Here is a 22,776-nt window from a genome sequence, read left to right as displayed (position 1 = left end):
ATCAATCCTGCGGCAGCGAGCCGAAACGGTAAATGAGTTTGGCTTCGCGGAATGGTGGCTGGCACATCATTCCGGCACCGCCTCGATCTTTGCTCCAAGGCCGGTCATCAGCTGCATGAATTCCGGAAAGCTGGTCGCGATCATCGCCGCGTCGTCGATCGTCACAGCATGCTCAGAGGCAAGCCCCATGACAAGGAAGCTCATGGCGATGCGATGGTCGAGATGTGTGCTGACCCTGCCGCCGGCAGCATTGCCGAGCCCCTTGCCGTCTGGCCGGCCGCGCACGACGAGAAAATCCTCGCCCTCGTCGCAGTCGATGCCATTGAGTTTCAGGCCATCGGCGACGGCGGAAAGGCGGTCGGACTCCTTGACGCGCAGTTCCTCCAGCCCCTTCATGATAGTCGCGCCCTCGGCGAAACAGGCGGCGACGGCGAGGATAGGATATTCGTCGATCATTGACGGCGCACGCTCTTCGGGAACGGTGACGCCCTTGAGCTCGGAATGGCGCACACGCAGATCCGCCACGTCCTCGCCGCCGGCAAGACGCGTGTTCAGCACCTCGATATTGGCCCCCATCTCCTGCAGCGTCAGGATCAGCCCGGTGCGGGTCGGGTTCATCAGCACGTTGACGATGGTGATGTCGGAGCCGGGGACAAGCAGCGCCGCAACCAGCGGGAAAGCGGTGGAGGAGGGATCGCCTGGAATGTCGATCACCTGGCCTTTGAGCTTACCGCGGCCTTCGAGCCGGATCGTGCGGACGCCATCCCCGTCCGTCTCGACGGAAAGGGCGGCGCCAAAACCCTGCAGCATCTTTTCGGTATGGTCGCGCGTCATCACGGGCTCGATGACCGTGGTGACACCCGGCGTATTGAGGCCGGCAAGCAGCACGGCCGATTTCACCTGGGCGGATGCCATCGGCACGCGATAACGGATCGGGCTCGGCGTTCCCGGGCCTCTGAGCGTCACCGGCAGCCTGTCGCCCTCGGAGGCGCTGACCTGCACGCCCATTTCGCGCAGCGGATTGAGCACCCGGCCCATCGGCCGTTTCGAAAGCGAGGCGTCGCCTGTGAAGGTGGAGCGAAAATCGTAGGTGCCGACAAGGCCCATGGTCAGCCGCACGCCGGTGCCGGCATTGCCGAAGTCGAGCGGCGCGTCGGGCGCAAGCAGCGCGCCGTTGCCGGTGCCGTCGATCACCCATTGCGCGCCATCCTTGCGAATTCGGGCGCCCATCGCCTGCATCGCCCGGCCGGTATTGATCACGTCCTCGCCTTCGAGCAGGCCGGTGATCCGCGTTTCGCCAGAGGCGAGCCCGCCGAACATGAAGGAACGATGCGAGATCGACTTGTCGCCCGGAATACGGACGCTGCCCGCAAGACCGGCGGATTTGCGGGCGGTGGCGGGTCTGGGCGCAGAGCCGTGCAGCATGTGTAATCCTTTGCAAACGCAGTCTATTTTTGCCGCAAGACAGGCTTGGCCGGTCGCAATTCCCGTCCGCTTCCGCAGCTGTTGCGGCTCGTTAACATAAACGCGCCGGGCGGTCATCCGTCGGCTTGCCAAAAACCCGGCGCCCGGATCGCAAAGTTTGGCTTTGACATGGGAAGCCACAGCGATTAAGGGGACCGGCTTATAAATTCCGATGGAACGCCGGCTTGAACGGCATCTGCCGAATCTCATATTCGGCTATTCACACGAGGCTTATAGTGGCGAAAGCGGAACTTGGAACCAAGCGTACCGATCCGGAAACCGGCAAGAAGTTTTATGATCTGAACCGGGATCCGATCGTCTCTCCTTATACCGGCAAGTCCTACCCTCTGTCCTTCTTCGAAGAAACCTCGGCGATCGCCGAAGTTGCCGAGGAAGAGGAGGTCGCGGAAGTCGATACTGAAAACACCGAAGTCGAATTGGTTTCGCTGGAAGATGCCGATGACGCCGCCAGCGGTGACGACATCCCCGATATCGGCGATGACGATGTCGAAATCGAAGGCGACGACGACGACGATACCTTCCTTACACCCGACGAAGATGACGATGATGACGACATGAGCGATATCATCGGCGTGACCGGCGACGACGACGAAGTCTGAGACCGCATTTCGGCCCGGCGAGGAAAAAATTCTCCGGGCCAGATTTTTTAGGCTTGCTATCTCCGGAATCCGGAAGTAATAAGCCGCCACTCCGAAGGCGCCAGCCTTAAGGAGCATCCCAGGACCGGCCTTAAGCCGGACCACCTTGATGGGGCTATAGCTCAGCTGGGAGAGCGCTTGCATGGCATGCAAGAGGTCAGCGGTTCGATCCCGCTTAGCTCCACCAGCCTACGCTCTTCGAGCTTCGGCTCGGCAGGCCGGCAGGCTTGACGGGACGAGGGCGAGAAGGAAGCGGAGGCTGCCGCGCCGAAGTTGCGAAGCAACGTAGGCGGGCTATGATCCTTCATGAAGTACGTCTACATTCTCCATAGCACTGAATTTCCGGATCGCTATTATGTTGGCGTGACGAGTGACCTGAAGTCGCGCTTGGCAAAACACAACGCCGGCGAGGTTTCTCACACCTCGAAATATCTTCCTTGGTCTCTCAAGACCTATCTCGCTTTCTCCGATGAAGCGCAGGCCTTCGCTTTCGAGAAATATCTGAAGTCGGCTTCAGGCAGAGCATTCGCAAAGAAAAGACTGTAGCCGTCTCGCGTCAAATCGAGCAGGCCGCTTGCGCCCCCCCACATGGCGACGATGGCCGCAGTTCAATCGCGCTTCATCATCGACGGTGCCCTCGCTAGGCTTTTTGCCGTGTCCGTTCCGGGCCGATTTGTCCACAGGCGCCTCAGCCTCTCCGGTCGAACGGAACAAACCGCCGGTCTTCGTAGACGCGCAGATAATCCGAGTGAACGGGCTTAGCGAGCTGCCGCGATTTCATGTATGCCAGCGCTGTGCGTATTGGCCCGCCGGCGACCGGTTCCACGTCTATCGCCACGCGCAGATTGCCGGGGATGCCGAGGGATTCCAGCTGGTCCAGCCTTGCTATCGTATCGTCGCCGGACTCATAAAGTTCACCGACGACGTGATAGCCGTTGCCCGGTTCGTTGAACATCATCGGGGCGAACCAGGGACCGGCAATAAGCATCGGATAACATTCCAGAGTCCTGAAAATTCCGAGAAACCTTGCGCGGGACAGTCCCCGCTCATGCAGAGCGAAACCTCTCTTCAGCGTTCCAAAAACGAATACGTCCTGTGTCATCGCGCTCAGCCTTACGCGTTATCGGCTACCATTACGCGGTGTTCGATTCGACGGACGACGACGGTCGTGGTCAATCGCGCTTCATCGCCGGTGGTGCCGTCGCCAGGCTTTTTGCCGCGTCTGTTTCGGGCAATCCTTCTACCCTTTGATTGTCCGCTTGGCCGCGGCGCGTCGCCGGTGATCCCTTCGGGCGACCGCCGGCTTGCGCTTTGCCGCGCTTGCCGGCAGCGTCACCCGGGTCTTCACCTTCTGGCGGGATGGGCTCGAGCTCCATCTCCGGTGGGCGCAGCTTATGTCGGTCTTCGATAGGATCGTTGGATTCCTTCTGCATGATCGGACCTTTCCTCAATGCCGGCGATAATCCCAAGGCGCCAGTGGTTAGCTTTATGGCGCCAATCCTGCTTGCCTTGACCGCAGTCGACTTCTCTACGGCTTGAGAACAACCTTGATGCAGCCGTCCTTCTTGTCGCGGAAAGTCTTGTAGAGATCGGGGCCTTCTTCGAGGGGCGCGCGATGGGTGATGACGAAGGACGGATCAATCTCGTCCTTCTGGATGCGTTCCATCAGCAGCGGCAGGTAATGCTGCACCGGCGTCTGCGCCATTCGGAAGGTCAGGCCGCGGTTGATCGCCGAACCCATCGGGATCTTGTCGAGGAAACCGCCATAGACGCCGACGATCGAAACCGTGCCGAAGTTGCGGCAACAATGGATTGCCTGGCGAAGGACGTGCGGTCGGTCGGTTCCCATGAAGGTGGCGACCTTGATGCGGTCAAGCCGTGAGTCCCAGCTCGCCGAAGGATCGGCTTCGGTGCCGACCGCATCGATGCAAGCGTCGGCGCCGCGCCCATTGGTCAGCTCCATCAGCTTGTCGTAGATATCGTCGTCCATGAAATCGAGCGTGATTGCTCCCGACGCCTCGGCAAGAGCAAGCCGCTCGGGCACGGTATCGATTGCAATGACACGCTCGGCGCCGAGGATGAAGGCCGACTTGATCGCCATTTGTCCGACCGGACCGCAGCCCCAGATCGCGATCGTGTCGCCGGGCTGGATATTGCAGAAATCTGCGGCCATGTACCCCGTCGGAAAGATGTCGGAGAGAAAGAGCACCTGCTCATCCGTCAGTCCGTCCGGCACCTTTATCGGTCCGACATCCGCAAAGGGCACGCGCAGGTACTCCGCCTGGCCTCCACTGTAACCGCCGAGAAGATGCGTGTAGCCGAATAGGCCTGCAGGCGAATTTCCCCACATCTTCTTGACCTTCGACGGATCGGGATTGCTGCGTTCGCATCCGGAATAAAAGCCGCGCTGGCAGAAGAAGCATTCGCCGCAGGAGATGGTAAAGGGCACGACGACGCGGTCGCCGACCTTGAGCTTTTTATTGTCCTTGCCGACTTCGACGACCTCTCCCATGGTCTCATGGCCCATGATGTCGCCGCTATGCATGTCCGGCATCACACCGTTGAAGAGATGAAGATCCGACCCGCAGATCGCGCACGCCGTCACCTTGATGATGGCATCGCGGCCTTCCTGGATTTGAGGATCGGGAACGCTCTCGCATCGGATGTCGTGTTTGCCGTACCAGGTGAGTGCCTTCATGTCTTCGCCTGCCTTTTTGAACTAACCCGCAATGCCGACGCGTTGCCCCTGCAGCTCTTCGGGTTTGGAACATGCGGTGCACGAAAACGATCTTCATCGTTTCGGCCTCCCGAGAAGACGACCAAACCATGATCCGCGAAAGTTGTTCCATCGGAAACGAGCAGATCCATAGTCGCCGGAACAAACCTTCCTCAGCGCTCGCGCCATCACCCGGTGATTTGCCAGGGTCCCAGACGGCGGCGCGGCGCCGTAGGGGCAACGCCGATAGCAGTAAGCCCCGGCGCCGATCGTGGCCTTTCGCATATCCGCTTGACACACAGATCTTTTGGTATTCGCACCACGGGCTAGACGAAAATTTATCCGCGCGCGGGAACAGTTTCGCGCTTTCAAAGTTCTGACGCCTCCAACCAGGAGATCAGAAACCATGAAGAAGATCATCATCGCCTCTCTTGCCGTTTCGCTTGCCGGACCTGTGATGGCTCAGTCCGCCGCCGAAAAGACCGGTGTCAATTCGCTGATGGGAACCGCACCGAAGACCGAGGATTTCGTGCTGGAGGCTGCCACCAGCGACATGTTCGAGATCGAATCCAGCAAGTTGGCACTCCAGCGCGGTGATGCTGCAACCAAGACCTTTGCGCAGCAGATGGTGACGGACCATCAAAAGACCAGCAGCGAACTCAAGGCGTTGATCTCCGCCGGCAAGGTGCAGGCGCAGCTGCCGAGCGCCATGACCAGCGCGCAGCAGGACATGCTCGACAAGCTGAAGGGCCTTCAAGGCGATGATTTCCTCAAGCAATATCATTCCGATCAGGAGGCCGCGCACGAGGATGCGGTCGATCTCTTCAAACGCTATGGCGAAGGCGGCGACAATGCTGAGCTGAAAGCTTGGGCGGCAAGCACGAGGCCTGCGCTTGAACACCATCTGCAGATGGCAGAGGAGCTTAACAAATAGCCGTCTGCGGTTGCGCCGAAGTTGTAACAAAGAGATGGAGCATTTCCGTGATCTGGAGAGAACGGAAATGCTCCAGGAACATTCCGCCCTCCTCAGGGTTAGGCGGCCGGACATTGGGAGCCTCTGCGGATGAATTACCTCTGGCTGTTTGCAGTGGCAGGAGGAGCGGCCCTTCTCGGCATTGCTCTTGCTTTCGGAATGATCAAGCAGGACGGACAGCGGTCCGTCCTCGCCATATCGGGTGCATTTGTCGTTGCCATCGGCGCGCTGGTGCTGGGCCTCTATGTCGCCAGTGCGCCGACGGCTCCGATGCGGGCGTCGGACAGGGAAGGGTCGCAGCAAAAGCTTCCGGCGGCTGCGACGACCGAGAAGGACCTGCCAGGGCAATGACGCCTAAGAAATCGCTGATCGGTAGGCCAAAACGCAGCCATCGGCAGGAGGTGCATCGTGACGGATTTTGCGGATGTCTCGGAGCGTGAGTTCGCCTCGGCTCTGGAGTCGATGACGGATGAAGAGCTTTTCGAACTGATGGCTGATCTGGAGATGCGCAGCGAAGCGTTGAATCGATCCTCGACAGACGAGGTCTTCGCAAAAATCCTTCTCACCGAGAGCGCGATCGAAAGACGGTTTCCCGGCCAGCTGCTGCAGCCGTACAAGGAATGGAAGAACAGGCCCGACCGGTTGACGCCGCAATAGCGCCCGCGTCTTGCAGAAGGCTACTGGACCGCAACCAGTGAGAGCTGACCGAGGTCGGGCCAGCTGCGGCCCGATACTCCCGGAGCATCGTAGGCATCAGCCGCAAACGCTTCCAGGGATGTGCGATTGCGAACGATGACAAGTCCCCGGTGAGAATAGATGAAGTGCTCGCCTTCGAGGATGTGCAGCGCTTCGGTAACGCTGGAGCGGCGCACGCCGAGCATGGTCGCCATATATTCATGCGTCAGCGCGATCTCCTCGCCATCTATACGATCGTGACACATCAATATCCACTTTGCCAATCGAACGTCGATCTTGTGAACGGCATTGGAAAGCGCGGTGTTGGCGACCTGCGCGAAAAAGCCATGCAGAAAGCGCGCAAGCAGTTGGCGGACGGCGGGCTGGTCGGACAGAAACCCTGCCAAAGCCCGTGCTTCCACACGACGTCCCGCGCCGCCGACCTGCATCATTACGTCAAAGGAAAATTTCTCCGCCTCCATCGTTAGAACCGGCGGCGATATGCCATCTCTGCCGACCAAGCCGATTTCGGCTTTCTTGCCTTCAGGCGAAGTCGCCACCATGGAGGCGATGCCGCTTTCCAGGAAGTAATAGTGGCTGACGGGGAGGCCGATGGAGGCGAGTTCGAAATCGCGCGGCAGAGCAAGCGGCTCGAGAATTCTCTCGAAGACCAAAATCTGCGGCGTCGTCAGATGGAGCAGGAAGAGATTTTTGCTTTCGAAAGGACGCATCACCTTGCCCTCTTGTGTGGCAAGAGCGGATCGTCTCCCAGCCGTCGGCGCCAAAAATTCAGCCAACGATGGTCGAATTATGGGCCGCAACAGACCCCATTGCAAGCCGTTTGTCGGTGGTCGTGCACCCCGAACGGGGTATCGGTCGCTCTGTCGCGCTTGCATCGGTTCCTTCACGTCGCGGCGATGTTCGATCGTGACTTTGTACGCAAACGCACTCGCGGAGAAATCGCCGTCGGAGGTGCTAATGTAAGACGATGCTAATCTTGAGGAGCCCATTGGCGTGGATCAATATGCCTTTCCGGGTGAAAATGCTGACGTCTATCGGCATATCGTCGAGAGCGCCTTGGACTATGCTATTTTCACCATGGACATCGACGGCACGGTCGCCACTTGGAGCACGGGTGCGAAAAATCTCTTCGGCTATTCCCCATATGAGATGATCGGCCAGAACAGCGAGTTGATCTTCTCCTTCGAGGATCAACTCGCTGGCGTGCCGCTTAAGGAGAGGCGGGTGGCGCTCGCCGAAGGCCATGCCGACGACAATCGGTGGCACGTTAGAAAAGACGGCAGCATGTTTTGGGCTTCCGGGCTGATGATGCCGCTTCGCAACGACGCCGGCGGGGTCTATGGCCTCATGAAGGTCGTTCGCGACCGTACACGAACGCTTCAGCAGGACGAAACGTTGCGTTCGAGCCAGGAGCGCCTGCAGCTCATTCTCCAAAGCGCCACCGACTATGCGATCTTCACCTTTGATCGCGACGGACTGATCATCAGCTGGAACACCGGGGCCTGCCGCATTTTCGGTTATGAGGAACGGGATATCCTCGATCGCGACGCACGTATCCTGTTCCTGCCGGGGGACCGCAAAGAGGGTGCTTTGGAACGCGAAATGAGAACGGCTTTCGAATGCGGTCGTGCCGAGAACGAACGGTTTCACCTGCGCAAGGACGGCACGACGTTCTGGGGCAGCGGCTTGACCATGCCGCTCCGCGCCCATCACGATAGAGCGGGCTACCTGAAGGTGCTGCGCGACGACACAGAACGTCATTTTGCCGATGAGCATCAGCAAGTCATGATGCGCGAGATCAGCCATCGCGTCAAAAACAGCCTAATGTTGGTAGCAGGCATGCTGGCAATGCAGGCTCGCCTGGCGCAGCAGCCGGAAGTCGGCCGGGCGCTCAGCGATGCCGAGGCGCGCGTCGGCACCATTGCCCAGGCGCATGATCAATTGTGGCGCCAGCCGCATATCGAAACGGTGGATCTCGCGGATTTCCTGTCGAGCCTGTGCCAACGCCTGCAGCAATCGGCCGCGCAGCACAACGTCTCAGTCGACGTAGAGCCATGCACCGTCGATGCCGACCGGGCGATCCAGATCGCCCTCCTCGTCAACGAGCTGGTGACGAATGCCTTCAAACACGCTTATCCTGATGTCTCCGGCACAGTCACTGTCAGGGCGCAAAATACCGAAGACGCGATCCTCCTTGAAATCGCCGATGGCGGAAAAGGTCTTCCGCCGGAATTTTCATCCTTTGAAAACGACGGTAAAAGCCTGGGAATGAGGGTCGTCCGTGGTCTCGTGCAGCAGCTGAAGGCCGAGCTTCAGATCGAGGATCAACGGCCAGGCGCGCGATTTTTAATCCGTCTGCCTCAAAACCCGTAACCATTTATTCCCAGTGATAAATCGGCTCCTGTACCTGTCGCCGGAATTGTCAAAAACGCACAAAGTCCTTTGCGAATATGGCTATGACTGCCTTTTTGACGCACAAGCTGATCATTGCCACCATCGCAACGGCTGCTGGTATGAGCGCGGGCTCCCTCCCGAAGGAGACGTGCATGCCCGCACCCGATCAGCGTAATGTTCGCAACCTGCTGCTGAAGGCTTTGCCCACCGATGTCTTCGACTTGCTCATGGCCGATGCCGAAATGGTCCAGCTGCCGGCTAAACATGTCTTGGTCGAATCCGATCAGCCGAACGAACACGTCTGTTTCATGGAGGAGGGTCTGGCGTCGATGGTGGCGACCAGCGCCGAAGACGAAGCTGTCGAGGTCGGACATGTCGGATATGAGGGCCTGGTGGGAGCCCATGTCGTCCTGAAGACGGATACGACGCCGAATCGGACTTTCCTTCAGGTTAGCGGCTCCGGTCTGCTGGTCTCCGTCACCACCTTCAGGCGGATATTGGCGGAGTTTCCGGCGGTCAACGACATGTTCCTCAACTACGTGCATTGTTGTGACATACAGCTTGCCCAATCGGCGCTCGCCAACGGGCGCTACAATATGCACGAGCGGCTCGCGCGCTGGCTGCTGATGTGCCATGACCGTCTGATTGGCAACGATCTGCCGCTCACCCATGAATTCCTGTCGCTTATGCTTGGCGTGCGCCGCTCCGGCGTCACCAACGAGCTGCATGTCATCGAGGGAATGAGGATCATCAAGGCCACCCGCGGCAATGTCAGGGTCATCGATAGAGCGAAGCTGGAAGAGATCGCCGGCGGAAGTTACGGCATACCCGAGCGGGAATATGAACGACTGATCGGCCTGCCGGTTCGGCGATCGGTCAGTCGAAAGGCCTGATCGTTTCGGTGAAAGGCACGATCAGGAGAATGCCGCCCTGTTCGTCGCAAATATGAACTCTTCTGGCGGAAATATCTTTTCCCGAAAGGACCGCCTGGCTCATCAGCGCTCTCGCGTCGCGTATGGCCTCGCGCCTGGCGTCCTCGAGCGTCGCCAGCTCGGTCCCTTCGAAGTCGGCGATCGTCCCTGCAGCGGAAACGATGTTGAAGTAAAATCTTGGCATCGCCCGCCCCATCGTTGCGGAATCAATGCCTTAAATTGCGGGTTAGTTCCTCAGAAAAATGTCGACGGTCGGCTAAGCTCGAAATAACCGGCGGCGATGAAGGAGGTCCTGCATCACGATTTTCTCGGGCATCAGTGGGAGATCCTGGTGCCCTGACTCGCCCTGAGATCAACCATCGTCGTGCGAAGCTGGAGAAGCTCGTCTATGATACCTTCCCAGCAACTGTCGTCGGCTTTGGCGATAGATATGATGGAGGCGCGGATCGTTTGGAGCAGACGATTGAGCGCCGGGTACCGGTCGATGCCGCCGCTTCCAGCCTCCCTATCGCAGATCTCTTGAAGCTCATCGACGATCTGCCTGACCACAATCTGCCGATCGACGGCATTGAGAGCGGTCGGGTCCGCGGTGACCCATTTGAAATAACCGAGCCTGTCCATCATAGCACATTGGTTTCGCTGATATTGGCGGCCGATCGCACGGACTCCCGACGCGGCGCTTCCGTGGAAACCGGCAAACTTTTGAAATCGAAGTGCATATATCGCATCAGATCGCTGAGTTTACGCTGATCTCGAATGCCGCACTCAAACCAGGAGACAAGTTCCCTGGCAACATGTTGCGCCGCCGGACTGGCAATCCCGCATGATTTTTCCTGGCACCATCCCCGCAAGACAGCCTGCAACATAGCGACGTCAGCAGGCTGCAAAGCCGGCTTCGTAATTCCCGAATGCTGTGTCATCGTGTTCCTCCCCAGGAATGTAAGACGATCCTAAAATTCCGGATTTTTGATTTCAACCGCTCGTGCGGAACCGTACGAATTCGGTTTCCCGCTGGCCTCGCCGCCGGCCGGGGAACCAACACAAGGCGATGCGGTTTGGTGAACCAAATGAAGGTCGCATGGCAGGCATGAATATGCTACGCACGGCGCAGACAGTGACGGCCTGAGGTGCCATCCAAGGGCACAATCGCAGTCAGAACAACCATTGCAGGCGTCCGCTATGAAATCGCTCAGTCCGGTCGCCGGCAAGACGATCGTCATCATCGGGGAGCCAGGCTTCCTGTCGGACGGCGCCAGGGAGGCATTGGTCGCGCATCAAGCCGTGGTCGTCGATCGGCGCGTCGATGCGATTGCGATGCATTGCTTGGATGAAAGCCTGGTATGCGATGCGGCGATAATCGATGTCACCATTTCCGACGAGGCGATGCTTGCAATAAACGATTGGCTGGAGACGCGACGGATACCCTTCGTCTTCGCTCAGGACCATCGGTCCGAAGCGCGCTCAGCCGGCTTTGTCCTCAGCCATCGTCCCGCCGACATCAACGCGATCGTCGCGGCGTTGTTCGGGCCTGATGCCGGTTACTATCATTAGATCAGTGCGCTTGCGTACGGTTTTCAAAGGGGCGTTGCGCTGACCGTGTCTGCGCTCCATTATGGGTATCTGCATAATCCGAAGCCTTCGTATCGGGAAAGGCGCTATGCTCGATTCCCAGTCTGCTCATTTGAAAGCGCTCGATTCAGCTGACCTCAGTCAGCTGCAGGCGATTTTGAATGCCATCTGTTGCGAGACGGGCAGACCGTTGCGAGCGCCGGAGACTGAGGAGATCGCAGCGTTGCTGATCAGCCTTTATCGTCATGGAGTGGCAGACCAGGACAAATTGCTGTCGGTGGGTCGCTTGGCATCGACACGGAAGCGCCGCCTGTCACCGCAGGTCACTGCCAACTCTGATTGAAAAGATTGTTCAACGCGCAAGATGGCTGCCGATCAGCCGTCGATATTCCTCCTCCGCCGCCCCGTAGGAGCCGTGCGCCTCTTCGATCAATCCGCGCCGGTTGAGGATGACGATCTGCCTTCGGGTGGACCGGATCAGACCTTTGCCTTCGAGCAGATGCAGCGCAACCGTCACGCCGGCGCGGCGGACACCGAGCATCACCGCGAGAAATTCATGGGTCAGCGATATCGTCATGCCGTCCGTCCGGTCATGGACCATCAGCAGCCACCGCGCGAGCCGCTCCTCGAGTTTGGCATGACCATTAGCAAGCACGGTCGATGTCGTCTGCGCCAGCAGCGCCTGGACATAGGCCAGAAGCAGACTGCGCAAGGCGCGGCTCTCCTCCATGGCGGCAGAAAGAATGGCTGCTGGCAATTTGAACCCATGGCCTGAGATCTGCATGAATGTCCGGTTGGCGGATTGATCACCGCCAAGGATCACGGCGGCGCCGGTCATGCCCTCCCTGCCGACGATGCCCACTTCGATGTCGCGCCCGCCTGGAAACCGCGCGACGATCGATGCTAGTCCCGATTCGAGAATATACACATCGCCGACCGGCGTATCTTCCATCTCGAGGATCAAAGGCACGTCAAGATCGACAGGCACCAGATGAGGCACAAGAAGTTCACGCTCCTGCGGCGCCATGGCGCGCAGAAGTTCATTTCGAAAATTCAATTGTTCATCGTCCATGGCTTGATCCGTGCATCGATCGTCGATCGCTGCTGCAGCGAACCTAACCATATAGAATCGTTGAGCAATAGTTTGTGCACTAACGTACAGACCGCAGTGCTTCGCCTTTCTGGTTTTGAAAATCGCCCGGACTGAAAAAGACAATGGCCTGGCCGGCGACAAAGCGCCTGCAGGCGCGGCCGCACGGCAGGAATGGTGCTGTTATAGCAAGCGTGAGCTTTTTCGCGCGTCACGGCCGCGAACCAGGCTCAGAGCTTGCCGCCGGCCTCGCCGCCGCCAGTATCCTCCGCGAGCATGGCGATGACAGCACGACCATCTCGCGCGGCGAATATCATCCGGTCATTTACGGCTGACGAATTTGTTGAATCGGCTTGTCCCATCCTCGGTCTTGTCCTGATAAAGAAAGGCAAGTTCGTTTTCATCGAAAATGGCGAAGAATTCGTCCCAGGAGATCTTTTCCAGGTTCTCTTCCGGCTCTCCGAAGTCTATCCGCAATATGCCTCCTTGCTTGGCACCCTTGACGCGGGAGGGTTGCCCTTTACGGGCTTCCACCCATTTGCGAATGGCAGAATGATCGGTCGTCGTATTTGCGGTCGTCATGGAAACCTCCGTTCGATGTCGGCCCCACACACTCTCTCGGGCCACCGCCGAACCGATCGCGCGGGGGAAAGTTCCAGCCGATAGCGCGCTCGATCAATGACACGGAGGGTAGCGGCGTGGCCGTCGTGACAGACATGCCGGAGCAAAGAAACGCGCTCGTAACAGGACCGTGCGATAGCGCACGATCCCTGCATTTTGGCCGGAAAGGTCTATGATATCAGTTCTGCGTTTTAGGGGTTGGGCCATGAACGTTGCAAAGACGACATCCATTCTTCTGATGGAGGATGAGATTATCATCGCAATGGACGTGGAGGACACGCTTCATCGCGCCGGCTTCCACCAGATAGAGACAGTCTCGTCTTGCCGGGCAGCTGAAGAGTGGCTGACGGCCAACGATCCCGATCTGGTGGTGATGGATGTCGAACTGAAAGACGGGATCGCCGGAGCGATCGCCAGATCTTTGCGCGACCGCCATATCCCATTTATCGTTTACACCGGCGCCCAGCAGAAGGTGCACCCGGATGCTGCAGCATTTTCCGAGGGTGTGTGGTTGGAAAAACCATGCGAGCCGGCGGCATTGTTGACGGAAATCAGGCGCTGCATACGTCAGGGGCCGACATCGATCGTGGTCGATGGCTGCACGCAAGGCAGAAATACGCGGTAAGATCATCTGCCGGGAACATTGGACTTGCCCCGCGGTTTGAGGAGCAGGGAAGGGGCGGATGAACCAGAAGACGGACCGTCGAGCTTCGTAATCTACATCGTAGCCGTGATGTTGGTCGGGCTTTTGATCGTTTTCGGTGCAATCATCTCATTTGAGGCAGGCAGCGAGGTGATGAGCCGGCGCCGGTCTCGACGGAAGCGAGGTCCTGATGGACAAGCCAGAAAAAGATCCGATTCAGGCAACCCGCCCCACTGCCAAACAGCAGCGAAACAGCCTGAAAGGCGGGCGGATCGCCGTCATCCTGATCGTGACCGTGGCCGCCATCGCCTTCCTGCTTTACGTCACCATCCTCGTCTACGGCCTGGCGCATAGGATTTGAACGCAGCCGAGCCTGCGATATAGGCTTGCTGCCGTGTCAGCTCCAAGGATTGAGCTCGGAACCTTTGATAGCGACGCAGGTTTGCGGTCTTTGACAAGCAAAGGACGAGTTCGATGCTCAATGCCGCCGACATATTGATTGACACGCTGATTGAATGGGACGTCAAGTTCGTCTTCGGCCTTCCCGGAGATGGAATCAACGGTGTCATGGAAGCGCTGCGCATGCGCCAGGACCGGATCCGGTTCATCCAGGTTCGGCATGAGGAATCGGCCGCCTTCATGGCGTGTGCCTATGCCAAGTTCACCGGAAAGCTCGGCGTCTGTCTCGCAACGTCCGGACCCGGCGGCACGCATCTGCTGACGGGCCTCTACGATGCCAAGCTCGACCAGATGCCGGTGCTTGCCATCACCGGAACGCAGTATCACGACCTGATCGAGACCTTTACCCAGCAGGACGTCGACCTGACCCGCGTGTTCGACAATGTCGCGATCTATAATGCGCATGTCAGTGACGCATCGCACATGGAAAACGTCGCCAGCCTTGCCTGCCGCTCGGCGCTCTCACGCCGCGGCGTGGCACATCTCTCCATCGCCAATGACGTTCAGGAGATGGACGCGAAATCGCGCTCGAAACGAAACCGTCCCAAACACGTGCCGAACCGCTATTTCCGGGGCCGCCAGATCCCCGAGGAAATCGAGCTCGATCGTGCGGCCCAGATACTCAATGATGCCCGCAAGGTGGCGATCCTCGCCGGCCGGGGCGCCGTCGGCGCCCAGGTGGAATTACGCGAGATTGCCGACCTCCTCGCGGCGCCGGTGGCCAAAGCCCTGCTCGGCAAGACCGCTCTCGCCGACGACGATCCCTTGACGACCGGCGGCATCGGAATTCTCGGCACCAGCCCGTCGCAGCAGATCATGGAGCAATGCGACGCGGTGCTGATCGTCGGTTCCTCCTTTCCCTATATCGAATATTACCCGCGGCCCGAAGGCGCCCGCGGCGTGCAGATCGACAGCGATCCTCAGCGAATTGGCCTGCGCTTCCCCGTCGATGCCGGTCTGGTGGGCGACGCACGGGAAACGTTACGGCTCCTTGGGCCCAGGCTGATCAAGAAAACGGATCGGTCATTTCTGGAGCAGGCGCAAACGGCGATGTCCGACTGGCGCCGAATGATGGAGATGATGGAGACGGACCTGAGCGCTCCCTTGAAGCCACAGGCCGTGGTGCGAGCCTTCGGCAGGCGTATCGCGGCCGACGGCGTGTTGGTGGCCGATTCCGGCCAAAACACCGAACTCGCAGCGCGCCACATCGACCTCGGCCCGGCAAACCAGTTCGCCGTCTCCGGCGCGCTCGCTTCGATGGCCTCCGGCCTGCCTTATGCGATAGCGGCGGGCGCTGCCGATCCGAAACGGCCAATCTATGCGGTCATCGGCGATGGCGGATTCGGCATGCAGCTCGGTGAGTTCTCGACCGCCGTTCGGATGGCTCTGCCGTTGAAAATTCTGGTGATCTGCAACGGCATGCTCAACCAGATTGCCTGGGAGCAGATGATGTTCCTCGGCAACCCGCAATTTGCCTGCGAGCTGGCGCCGATCGATTTTGCCAAGGCGGCAGAGGCAATGGGAGGCCACGGCTTCACGATCAGCGGCTTCGATCAGATCGAGCCGACTTTGGAGGAAGCTTTTTCCATGGCCGGTCCTGTGGTCATTCAAGCCCTGGTGGATCAATACGAGCCGATGATGCCGCCGAAGATGCCGAAAAACTACGCCAAAAATTTCCGCGAGGCGCTTGCCGATACGCCGGGTCATGAGGCGATCGAGGCAAATGTGTCGCGTTCGCCGCTGCGCGAAATGATGGCCGCCGGAGAGCAGGAAAAGGAGCTATCCGAAAACTCGACCGATTTGCCGGGCACTCCTTGAACGATCGAAGGAGGTGCGACGAACAGCTTGTCTTCAGCCGGTGGCGACTTTCGCGCCGCAGCTCATTGCCTGCGCCGGTTCTTATCGTCCGCTCCAGTAGGTCCGGTCTCGCTCTCGCCTCGGCATCGGGCATGTTCAGGCCGCCGAATATCTCGCGGGATCCCGTCGACGGCATCCGGAACATGGTCGGTCGCCGAGCTCGCTAATGCTTCGAAAAAAGCGCGGTTTGCCCGTTGTTCGTCATCTTCCATATAGTTGCCTTGGCGAGGTTTTCGCACGATTCCACTAAATGCGTTTTTGCCGATTGAGTCCAGGTTCCGCGACTGGGCCGCTTTACGCCAGCGGCGTGTTGGTTCCCCGACGTCGCATTTTCTGTTCGATTTCGTCCAGTACCTCTTCCGGAGTCACCTGCTCTTTCAGTTCCTCGAGCTCCTCCCTCGTCTCGATTTCGACGCCGAGTTTCTCGGCGATGGCCGAAACCAGTGTCAACACCTCCGTCGCCTCATGCTCTGCCAGAAGACAGATCTGCAAGTTGAGATCGGCGCGCTTGTCGTCGGCCTCCGCCATACGGTTTTGGCTGATCAGCACGAATGTCGAGATGAAAATCGCTTCGACGGACGCGACCATCGCCAGAATGACGAATGACGGGTCGAAGGCGGGTATCAGCGGAAGCAGGCCGGTATTGACGACGATCCAGAGCGTGACGACCAGCAGGTGCAGGTAGACGAACATCATCGATCCCGCAAAACGGGTAATGGCATCGGCCGCCCGCTCCTGCCGGCTCGATTGCCGCGCCTCTTGCTCCCGCCGCTTCAGCAGAGCCTCGATGTTGCGGTCGAGACGTCTGGATATCGTGCTCTGCTGCTGCTCGGATCTCGGTGCCGACATTGAATGCTTCCATGTTTAAGCAAATCCAACCTCTGTGAAGGCGGAGAGTTTCGCGTTTGACCAGCGCCGCTCATTTCATCGACGAACAGGCAATCCCCGAGCCTGGCTCCCGCCGCTTTCGCGGGCGCTCTGAAATGATCGGATCAGTTCGATCGCCCGCTTGCCGATGCCGGGAAGCGCCAGCAGTTCGTCGTCGGTCATCGAAGACAATTTACTGACACGCTTTATGCCGCTGGACAGAAGCGCCTTGACGATCCAGACAGGGATTTTGCTGCGGGCGAGCATATCGCTCGAGGCTGCCCGCGGCTTCGACGTCTTCCCTGCTGGTCGAGAGGCCATGTCCATCCCGCAGATGATTTGCGACCGCCAAAACCGGCGAGAGGCTCGGCGGTTCCAGCCGATTCACCGATGACTGCAAAGATTTTGTCCGGCCGGGCCGACGCCGCCGCTTCATGCGTGCCGATAGATGTCGTCGATAATTGCAGCGACCTCGACAAGCCGTTCGCAGGACGGATCATAAGCCTGACCACTGGCGAGCCGGGCCGCCCAGTCCGCCGCCGCCCGGCCGCCCCAGTCGTCGGGAGGCCGAACAAGTTCTTCGGTCGATGTCCCGCGGAAGCGATAGGCCGCAAAGTCATAGAACGACCCGCCGACATTCCTGAAAGATGCACCCCCGGATGTTCCGAAAAAGTCGGCGCCGATGACCGCATCGCATCCTGCCTGCAGCCGCCAGGAGCAGGCGAGACGGATAACCGCGCCATTTGCCAACGTCAGAGTGGCGATGGCGAAATCTTCGACATCCCCCGCTGCGCTGATCGGCTCGCCGCCTTTCATTAGTGTACTCGTGACGTCGGTGACCTGCGGAAAGTCGAGGCACCAGAGCGCCATGTCGATGAGGTGGACGCCGAGGTCGATGACGCATCCTCCACCCGACAGCGACTTGTCGTAAAACCAGGATTTGTCGGGGCCAAACGCATTGTGGAAGACCAGATCGGCGGCGAAGACAGTGCCGAGCTCGCCATTTCTGATCAGATCGCGAATGCGCTGCATGCCTTGCGTATAACGATAGGAGAGATCGACGCCCAACAGCCTGTCGGCTAATCTGGCGGCGGCCACGACCGCTTCCGCCTCCGCCGCGGATCGGCCGAGCGGTTTCTGGCAAAATACGGCAACACCGGCCTGCAGCGCCCGGATCGACTGCTCGGCGTGCAGAGCACTCGGCGTGGCGATGACGACGCCGTCGAGGTCGAGCGACAGGAGCGCATCGAGACCGCCGACGATTTCCGCATCGGGCGCAAGGCGCAGGGCTTCTGTTATCATTTCCTCGCAGGGATCGGCGATGGCAACGGCTTCGGCCATCCGCGTGCGAAGAATTGCCTCCATTCGGTTCCTGCCGATCCAGCCGATACCGAGGAAGCCGAGTCTCACGGGCTTGACCCGCGTCTGCAGGGAGCGATCTACCATCCTGTTCATCAGCACGTCACCATCGCCTTGAGGAAACCATCTGGCCTGTCCCGGGTGGCGTCGAGCGCTTCGCCCAGGCCTTCCAGCGGATAGACATGGGTATAGAGCGATGACGGATCGAGCCTGCCGGAAACGACCGCTTCGATCGCCTCGCGCATGCCACTGATATAAATCAGGGGATCGCGTTCGTGAGCATTGATGACGTCGAGGCCACGCCAGTTCCAGAGCTGCATATTGACTTGCCTCGGACCGTCCTGATGGTATCCGGCCACCACCAGCCGGCCGCGCTCGGCAGTCAGTTCGCCGGCCAGGTCGAGCGGCCACTGCTTGCCGACCGCCTCTATGACGCGGTGGCAGAAAGCACCGTCGGTCGACTCTCTTACAGCTTCGATGATCCGCCAGTGGTCGTCCATCGCCAGCGTCTCGGCGGCGCCCATGCGCTTGGCGATTTCGAGGGAAAACGGACGGCGCGAGACGGCGATGACGCGCGCGCCGGCGCCGCTAACAAGCTGCGTCAGCAAGGCGCCGAGAAATCCGATCCCGATGATGGCGACGGTCTGGCCCGCCTCGATGCGGCTGCGCCGGAATATGTTCATCGCGCAGCCGAGCGGCTCGCCAGGGAAAGGCTGGCCGTCGAGCGCCGGCGGCAGCGGCACGACCATGTCGGCATCCGCGATGTCGTGGGTGGAGTAGGCATGATATGAGAGCGCAGCGACCCGGTCTCCCGGATTGAGGCCAGACACCCCGTCGCCCAGCGCATCGATCCTGCCCCAGCCCTCGTGACCGAGACCGCCCGGCTCAGTCGGAAAGGTCATCCATTCCGGGCCGGCCCAAGGGCCAAGATTGGAAGCGCACACGCCCGAGCCTTCGAGCCTGATCCTGACCTGGCCCGGTCCCGGCTGGGGAAGAGGTCTCTCTTCGACGGACACTTCTCCGGGGCCGGTGATGATCGCCGCCCGGATTGCTCCCTCGGCCGCTCTTGCCAACATGTTCATGAATTGCTCCTTCGTTTGGCATGGCCGGTCTGCTTGCCGGCAGACGCCGGTGGCCGCTTCTCAATCTTCGAGGAATATTTCGCTCATGGATTGGCCGCCGAACCAGCGACGCCGCCAGATGTTCCGGATGATGTCAAAGAACATGTCAAAGAAGATGACATTGAAGCCGGAACAATCTTCGCCGCGCTTGGTTCGGCAGGTCATCTTCAACTTGAGCGGACGGAAATCAGATGGCGATGATCCTTGTAACCGGCGGCTGCGGCTTCATCGGAAGGCATGTCGTCGAGGAACTTCTCGACAACGGCTATGAGGTGCGGGTCCTCGATGCGTTGATCGATCAGGTTCACGGCGATGCTGAAACGGCGCTGCCCGAGGCTGCCGAAATAATGCGCGGCGACGTCAGGGATAAGACTGCGGTCGAACGGGCTTTGTTGGGTGCCGATGGCGTCATCCATCTCGCTGCGGAGGTCGGCGTCGGACAGTCGATGTACGAGATCGCCCGATATGTCGGCGGCAATGATCTCGGCACGGCGGTCCTTCTGGAGGCGATGATCGGTCGCCGGCCCAAACGCGTTGTCGTCGCCTCGTCCATGAGTGTCTATGGCGAGGGCCGCTATGAAACCGCCGACGGTGCGCAGCTCGATCTGGTCAGGCGACGCGGCGACCAGATCAAGGCCGGCCAATGGAACCTGCGCGGCGCTGACGGCAAAGTCCTGAGGCCGGTTGCAACGGATGAAGAAAAGCCCGTCGATCTCGCCTCGATCTATGCGCTTACCAAATATGCGCAGGAAAAACAGGTCCTGATTTTTGGCGAAGCCTATGGCGTCGAGGCGGTGGCGCTCCGTCTCTTCAACGTATTCGGCGCCGGCCAGGCCTTGTCCAACCCCTATACCGGCGTCTTGGCAAACTTCGCCTCCAGGCTCGCCAATGGCCAGCCGCCGATGATCTTCGAAGATGGCGAGCAGCGGCGGGATTTCGTGCATGTGCGCGACGTGGCGCGCGCCTTCCGCCTGGCGCTCGAAAAACCCAATGCGCCGGGACATGTCATCAATATCGGCAGCGGCCAGGCCTATACGATCGCTGAGGTCGCAACGCTTCTCGCCGACGCTATGGGCGTGCCGGAAATACGGCCCGAGATCATGAACAAGGCGCGCTCCGGCGATATCCGCAACTGCTTTGCCGACATCGCAAAGGCGCGCGAACTGCTCGGCTTCGAGCCGCGCTTCAAGCTGGAAAACGCGCTCGGGCCTTTCGCCGATTGGGTGAGACATACCGGAGCGATCGATCGCGGCGCAGAGATGAAACGGCAGTTGGAGGAAAGAGGGCTGGTATCATGACCATATCCGCATTGTCCGCCGGAACCGGCGCGTCCTCGAGATCCTATGGCTTCGTCGAGTGGTTTCGCCCGGGCGAATACGAGCGGACGTCGCAGACGATCGCAGATGTCGGTATAAGCGGCGCCAGCTATTTGCGCACGCATCTGTCATGGGCCGAATACCTCGCTCCGGGTGGCGAAGCGTGGTTTGATTGGCTGATCCCGAAGCTTGGGCGCGAGATCGATCTTCTGCCGTGCATTCACTACACGCCGCCGTCCTTATCCCGGACAGGACGGTCTTCCGGCGCACCGGCCGATCTCAAATCCTATGCCGACTTCGTCGACCACGTGCTCACCCGATACGGTCGGTATTTCAGTCACATCGAATTGTGGAACGAGCCCAACAATCTGCTCGACTGGGACTGGCGCGAAGACAAGGACTTTCTGCTGTTTTGCGAGATGGTCGGCGCCGCCGCCTATTGGGCCAAACATCGCGGCTGGCAGCCGGTGCTCGGCGGGCCATGCCCCTTTGATCCCTATTGGCTCAACCTGATGGGCGAGCGCGGCGTGCTCGGCGTCGTCGATGCCGTCGGCTTCCACGGCTTCCCCGGCACGTGGGACAGTGAGGAAGGCACCTGGGGCGGCTGGGACATGCATCTCGGCGAGATGCGAAAAATTATCGGCCGCTTCAACGACAGGGCCGAGATCTGGATCACCGAAACCGGTTATTCGACCTGGCGCAACGACGAGATGGAACAGGCACGGCGTTTCGTGAAGGCTCTGACCGTGCCGGCCGACCGGATGTATTGGTATTCCTGGCGGGATGTGCCGCCGGATGTGCCGGTGCAGGAAGGCCTCTGGTTCGACCCCCGGCACTACCATCTCGGTGCCGTCACCCATGAGAACCAGCCGAAGCTGCTCGCGCGCCTGCTGATGGAAGGCGGCGTCGAACGGCTCGAGCAGGTCGCCCGGCTCGCCACCCCCAACGTCGCCAAGGGAGCCGCCCCGATCGTCATCACCGGAGGCTGCGGCTTCATCGGCTCCAACCTTGCCGACAGCTACCTTCAGGACGGTGAAGACGTTGTCGTGCTCGACAATCTCGGCCGGCCGGGCGTCGATCAGAATCTCGGCTGGCTGACCGAAAGACATGGCTCAAACGTACATCCGGTGCTTGCCGACGTGCGCGACGCGAGAAGCATCGAAGCAGCCTTTGCCGACGCTAAGGCGGTCTTTCATTTCGCCGCCCAGACAGCGGTCACGACGAGCCTCATCCATCCGATCGACGACTTCGAGGCCAATGCGCGCGGCACGATCAACGTGCTGGAATCGGTGCGCAAGGCCGGCCGCCAGGCTCCGGTGATCTTTGCCAGCACCAACAAAGTCTATGGCGGGCTCGATGACATTGCCATGCGTGAGGCCGAGGATCGCTACCTGCCGGTCGACGCGACCATCCGGTCATACGGAATCGGCGAAGACAGGCCGCTCGATTTCTGCACCCCCTATGGCTGCTCGAAAGGCGTGGCCGACCAATATGTGCTGGATTATGCGAAATCCTTCGGCATCCCGACGGCCGTGCTGCGCATGAGCTGCATCTATGGCCCACGCCAGTTCGGCACCGAGGACCAGGGCTGGGTGGCGCATTTCCTGATCCGGGCGCTCGCCGGAGAGCCCGTGTCGATCTACGGCGACGGCAAGCAGGTCCGGGATGTTCTGCACGTCGCGGATGCGATTGCCGCCTATCGCAGCGTCCTCGATGGCATTGACGGGATCAAGGGCCGCGTCTTCAACCTCGGAGGCGGTCCGGCGAATGCCGTCAGCGTGCTCGCAGTCCTGCGCGAGATCGGCAAGCTGATTGGGCGCCCGGTCGAGACCTCCTTCGACGACTGGCGAGCCGGCGACCAGTATTTCTTCGTCGCAGACACCCGCGCGCTCCAGCACACGCTTGGCTGGAGCGCGCGTGTCGGCTGGGAAAGCGGACTGCAGCATCTGGCCGAGTGGCTCATCGAAAACCGTTTCGGCGGCCGGCCGATCCCGCGCCGCGATCGAAAGGTCTCGGCATGATTCGTCGACGAAACCGGAT

At 60.0% G+C, this 22,776-nt stretch carries 30 protein-coding genes and 1 tRNA gene; 17 read left to right on the top strand and 14 right to left on the bottom strand.

The window, feature by feature from the left end; translation table 11 throughout:
- Window positions 1-66: 66 nt before the first annotated feature.
- Window positions 67-1,425: a 3-phosphoshikimate 1-carboxyvinyltransferase gene (aroA, locus tag HFO71_RS20710; RefSeq protein ID WP_131640109.1), complete on the bottom strand. Its 1,359-nt coding sequence runs from the start codon at window positions 1,423-1,425 to the stop codon at window positions 67-69.
- A gap of 275 nt (window positions 1,426-1,700) precedes the next feature.
- Here aroA and HFO71_RS20705 point away from each other — a divergent pair, with 275 nt between their 5' ends.
- From HFO71_RS20705 to HFO71_RS20695, 3 genes are all read left to right on the top strand, one after another.
- Complete coding sequence (locus HFO71_RS20705; protein WP_012759632.1) at window positions 1,701-2,084, top strand: TIGR02300 family protein; 384 nt, start codon at window positions 1,701-1,703, stop codon at window positions 2,082-2,084.
- Between the two features lie 150 nt (window positions 2,085-2,234).
- A tRNA-Ala gene (locus HFO71_RS20700) sits at window positions 2,235-2,310 on the top strand.
- A 119-nt stretch (window positions 2,311-2,429) separates the two neighbouring features.
- Complete coding sequence (locus HFO71_RS20695) at window positions 2,430-2,669, top strand: GIY-YIG nuclease family protein (protein ID WP_077977106.1); 240 nt, start codon at window positions 2,430-2,432, stop codon at window positions 2,667-2,669.
- 142 nt (window positions 2,670-2,811) lie between these two features.
- Here HFO71_RS20695 and HFO71_RS20690 read toward each other — a convergent pair whose 3' ends face one another.
- The 3 genes from HFO71_RS20690 to HFO71_RS20680 all read right to left on the bottom strand — a co-directional run bounded on the left by HFO71_RS20690 (window position 2,812) and on the right by HFO71_RS20680 (window position 4,821).
- Window positions 2,812-3,225, bottom strand: a complete 414-nt coding sequence (locus HFO71_RS20690) for a gamma-glutamylcyclotransferase family protein (protein ID WP_077977107.1) — start codon at window positions 3,223-3,225, stop codon at window positions 2,812-2,814.
- A gap of 70 nt (window positions 3,226-3,295) precedes the next feature.
- A complete protein-coding gene (locus HFO71_RS20685; RefSeq protein ID WP_131640108.1) occupies window positions 3,296-3,556 on the bottom strand; it encodes a hypothetical protein in 261 nt (86 codons plus the stop codon).
- Between the two features lie 95 nt (window positions 3,557-3,651).
- Window positions 3,652-4,821 carry a zinc-dependent alcohol dehydrogenase gene (locus HFO71_RS20680; protein WP_131640107.1) on the bottom strand — a complete coding sequence of 390 codons (1,170 nt, stop codon included), beginning with the start codon at window positions 4,819-4,821 and terminating at the stop codon, window positions 3,652-3,654.
- A gap of 424 nt (window positions 4,822-5,245) precedes the next feature.
- On the opposite strand from HFO71_RS20680, the gene HFO71_RS20675 reads away from it, so the two are divergent.
- From HFO71_RS20675 to HFO71_RS20665, 3 genes are all read left to right on the top strand, one after another.
- Window positions 5,246-5,773, top strand: a complete 528-nt coding sequence (locus tag HFO71_RS20675; protein ID WP_131640106.1) for a DUF4142 domain-containing protein — start codon at window positions 5,246-5,248, stop codon at window positions 5,771-5,773.
- A 129-nt stretch (window positions 5,774-5,902) separates the two neighbouring features.
- Entirely contained in the window at window positions 5,903-6,163 is a 261-nt protein-coding gene (locus tag HFO71_RS20670; RefSeq protein ID WP_025396593.1) for a hypothetical protein, read from the top strand.
- Between the two features lie 57 nt (window positions 6,164-6,220).
- Window positions 6,221-6,469: a hypothetical protein gene (locus HFO71_RS20665; protein ID WP_025396594.1), complete on the top strand. Its 249-nt coding sequence runs from the start codon at window positions 6,221-6,223 to the stop codon at window positions 6,467-6,469.
- 20 nt (window positions 6,470-6,489) lie between these two features.
- Here the strand turns inward: HFO71_RS20665 and HFO71_RS20660 are convergent, their stop codons facing one another.
- Window positions 6,490-7,218, bottom strand: a complete 729-nt coding sequence (locus HFO71_RS20660) for a Crp/Fnr family transcriptional regulator (RefSeq protein ID WP_131640105.1) — start codon at window positions 7,216-7,218, stop codon at window positions 6,490-6,492.
- A gap of 283 nt (window positions 7,219-7,501) precedes the next feature.
- On the opposite strand from HFO71_RS20660, the gene HFO71_RS20655 reads away from it, so the two are divergent.
- Both HFO71_RS20655 and HFO71_RS20650 read left to right on the top strand, forming a co-directional pair.
- The gene (locus tag HFO71_RS20655) at window positions 7,502-8,881 is read left to right on the top strand and encodes a sensor histidine kinase (RefSeq protein ID WP_131640104.1); all 1,380 of its coding nucleotides are present in this window, start codon (window positions 7,502-7,504) and stop codon (window positions 8,879-8,881) included.
- Window positions 8,882-9,054: 173 nt separating this feature from the next.
- Window positions 9,055-9,795: a Crp/Fnr family transcriptional regulator gene (locus HFO71_RS20650; protein ID WP_131640103.1), complete on the top strand. Its 741-nt coding sequence runs from the start codon at window positions 9,055-9,057 to the stop codon at window positions 9,793-9,795.
- Here HFO71_RS20650 and HFO71_RS20645 read toward each other — a convergent pair.
- The 3 genes from HFO71_RS20645 to HFO71_RS20635 form a co-directional block, all read right to left on the bottom strand.
- The gene (locus tag HFO71_RS20645; RefSeq protein ID WP_025396598.1) at window positions 9,779-10,018 is read right to left on the bottom strand and encodes a DUF6894 family protein; all 240 of its coding nucleotides are present in this window, start codon (window positions 10,016-10,018) and stop codon (window positions 9,779-9,781) included. The two genes, HFO71_RS20650 and HFO71_RS20645, sit on opposite strands and share 17 nt — an antisense overlap.
- A 131-nt stretch (window positions 10,019-10,149) precedes the next feature.
- Window positions 10,150-10,458, bottom strand: a complete 309-nt coding sequence (locus HFO71_RS20640) for a hypothetical protein (protein ID WP_245006948.1) — start codon at window positions 10,456-10,458, stop codon at window positions 10,150-10,152.
- Window positions 10,455-10,754: a hypothetical protein gene (locus HFO71_RS20635; RefSeq protein WP_131640102.1), complete on the bottom strand. Its 300-nt coding sequence runs from the start codon at window positions 10,752-10,754 to the stop codon at window positions 10,455-10,457. The genes HFO71_RS20640 and HFO71_RS20635 overlap by 4 nt, the downstream gene beginning before the upstream one ends.
- Window positions 10,755-11,013: 259 nt before the next feature.
- On the opposite strand from HFO71_RS20635, the gene HFO71_RS20630 reads away from it, so the two are divergent.
- Both HFO71_RS20630 and HFO71_RS20625 read left to right on the top strand, forming a co-directional pair.
- Window positions 11,014-11,385 (top strand): response regulator, encoded by a 372-nt coding sequence (locus HFO71_RS20630; RefSeq protein ID WP_131640101.1) that lies wholly within the window; start codon window positions 11,014-11,016, stop codon window positions 11,383-11,385.
- Window positions 11,386-11,491: 106 nt separating this feature from the next.
- Entirely contained in the window at window positions 11,492-11,746 is a 255-nt protein-coding gene (locus tag HFO71_RS20625; RefSeq protein ID WP_025396602.1) for a hypothetical protein, read from the top strand.
- 9 nt (window positions 11,747-11,755) lie between these two features.
- Here the strand turns inward: HFO71_RS20625 and HFO71_RS20620 are convergent, their stop codons facing one another.
- Window positions 11,756-12,475 carry a Crp/Fnr family transcriptional regulator gene (locus tag HFO71_RS20620; RefSeq protein ID WP_131640152.1) on the bottom strand — a complete coding sequence of 240 codons (720 nt, stop codon included), beginning with the start codon at window positions 12,473-12,475 and terminating at the stop codon, window positions 11,756-11,758.
- Window positions 12,476-12,618: 143 nt separating this feature from the next.
- Between HFO71_RS20620 and HFO71_RS20615 the strand changes: the two genes are divergently transcribed.
- The gene (locus HFO71_RS20615; RefSeq protein ID WP_131640100.1) at window positions 12,619-12,828 is read left to right on the top strand and encodes a hypothetical protein; all 210 of its coding nucleotides are present in this window, start codon (window positions 12,619-12,621) and stop codon (window positions 12,826-12,828) included.
- Here the strand turns inward: HFO71_RS20615 and HFO71_RS20610 are convergent.
- Complete coding sequence (locus HFO71_RS20610; protein ID WP_025396604.1) at window positions 12,815-13,075, bottom strand: hypothetical protein; 261 nt, start codon at window positions 13,073-13,075, stop codon at window positions 12,815-12,817. The genes HFO71_RS20615 and HFO71_RS20610 overlap by 14 nt on opposite strands.
- Window positions 13,076-13,319: 244 nt before the next feature.
- On the opposite strand from HFO71_RS20610, the gene HFO71_RS20605 reads away from it, so the two are divergent.
- The 3 genes from HFO71_RS20605 (at window position 13,320) to HFO71_RS20595 (ending at window position 16,034) form a co-directional block, all read left to right on the top strand.
- Window positions 13,320-13,739, top strand: coding sequence for a response regulator (locus HFO71_RS20605; protein WP_131661765.1), 420 nt, complete (start codon window positions 13,320-13,322; stop codon window positions 13,737-13,739).
- A 208-nt stretch (window positions 13,740-13,947) separates the two neighbouring features.
- Complete coding sequence (locus HFO71_RS20600; RefSeq protein ID WP_165503831.1) at window positions 13,948-14,118, top strand: hypothetical protein; 171 nt, start codon at window positions 13,948-13,950, stop codon at window positions 14,116-14,118.
- A 113-nt stretch (window positions 14,119-14,231) separates the two neighbouring features.
- A complete protein-coding gene (locus HFO71_RS20595) occupies window positions 14,232-16,034 on the top strand; it encodes a thiamine pyrophosphate-dependent enzyme (protein WP_221988382.1) in 1,803 nt (600 codons plus the stop codon).
- A 333-nt stretch (window positions 16,035-16,367) separates the two neighbouring features.
- On the opposite strand, the gene HFO71_RS20590 is transcribed toward HFO71_RS20595, so the two are convergent.
- The 4 genes from HFO71_RS20590 to HFO71_RS20575 all read right to left on the bottom strand — a co-directional run bounded on the left by HFO71_RS20590 (window position 16,368) and on the right by HFO71_RS20575 (window position 19,381).
- Window positions 16,368-16,922 (bottom strand): DUF1003 domain-containing protein, encoded by a 555-nt coding sequence (locus HFO71_RS20590; RefSeq protein WP_077977122.1) that lies wholly within the window; start codon window positions 16,920-16,922, stop codon window positions 16,368-16,370.
- Window positions 16,923-16,997: 75 nt separating this feature from the next.
- On the bottom strand, window positions 16,998-17,207 hold the full coding sequence (locus HFO71_RS20585; protein WP_025396608.1) for a helix-hairpin-helix domain-containing protein: 210 nt from the start codon (window positions 17,205-17,207) through the stop codon (window positions 16,998-17,000).
- Between the two features lie 165 nt (window positions 17,208-17,372).
- A complete protein-coding gene (locus HFO71_RS20580; protein WP_170269381.1) occupies window positions 17,373-18,395 on the bottom strand; it encodes a Gfo/Idh/MocA family protein in 1,023 nt (340 codons plus the stop codon).
- Window positions 18,395-19,381, bottom strand: a complete 987-nt coding sequence (locus tag HFO71_RS20575; RefSeq protein ID WP_131661767.1) for an MDR/zinc-dependent alcohol dehydrogenase-like family protein — start codon at window positions 19,379-19,381, stop codon at window positions 18,395-18,397. Before HFO71_RS20575 ends, HFO71_RS20580 begins: the two co-directional genes overlap by 1 nt.
- Window positions 19,382-19,414: 33 nt before the next feature.
- Between HFO71_RS20575 and HFO71_RS20570 the strand changes: the two genes are divergently transcribed.
- Genes HFO71_RS20570 through HFO71_RS20560 form a run of 3 tightly spaced genes read left to right on the top strand, consistent with a single transcriptional unit; the run spans window position 19,415 to window position 22,757 of the window.
- Complete coding sequence (locus tag HFO71_RS20570; protein WP_131640095.1) at window positions 19,415-19,621, top strand: hypothetical protein; 207 nt, start codon at window positions 19,415-19,417, stop codon at window positions 19,619-19,621.
- The gene (locus HFO71_RS20565) at window positions 19,612-20,718 is read left to right on the top strand and encodes an NAD-dependent epimerase/dehydratase family protein (protein ID WP_131640094.1); all 1,107 of its coding nucleotides are present in this window, start codon (window positions 19,612-19,614) and stop codon (window positions 20,716-20,718) included. Before HFO71_RS20570 ends, HFO71_RS20565 begins: the two co-directional genes overlap by 10 nt.
- Window positions 20,715-22,757 carry an NAD-dependent epimerase/dehydratase family protein gene (locus tag HFO71_RS20560; protein WP_131640093.1) on the top strand — a complete coding sequence of 681 codons (2,043 nt, stop codon included), beginning with the start codon at window positions 20,715-20,717 and terminating at the stop codon, window positions 22,755-22,757. The genes HFO71_RS20565 and HFO71_RS20560 overlap by 4 nt, the downstream gene beginning before the upstream one ends.
- The last annotated feature ends 19 nt before the right edge of the window (window positions 22,758-22,776 follow it).

It is taken from the genome of Rhizobium laguerreae (assembly GCF_019778565.1).
GTDB classification, from domain to species: Bacteria; Pseudomonadota; Alphaproteobacteria; order Rhizobiales; family Rhizobiaceae; genus Rhizobium; species Rhizobium laguerreae.
Note: the sequence above shows the minus strand (reverse complement) of the source record. Positions and strands in the feature narration are given on the sequence as shown.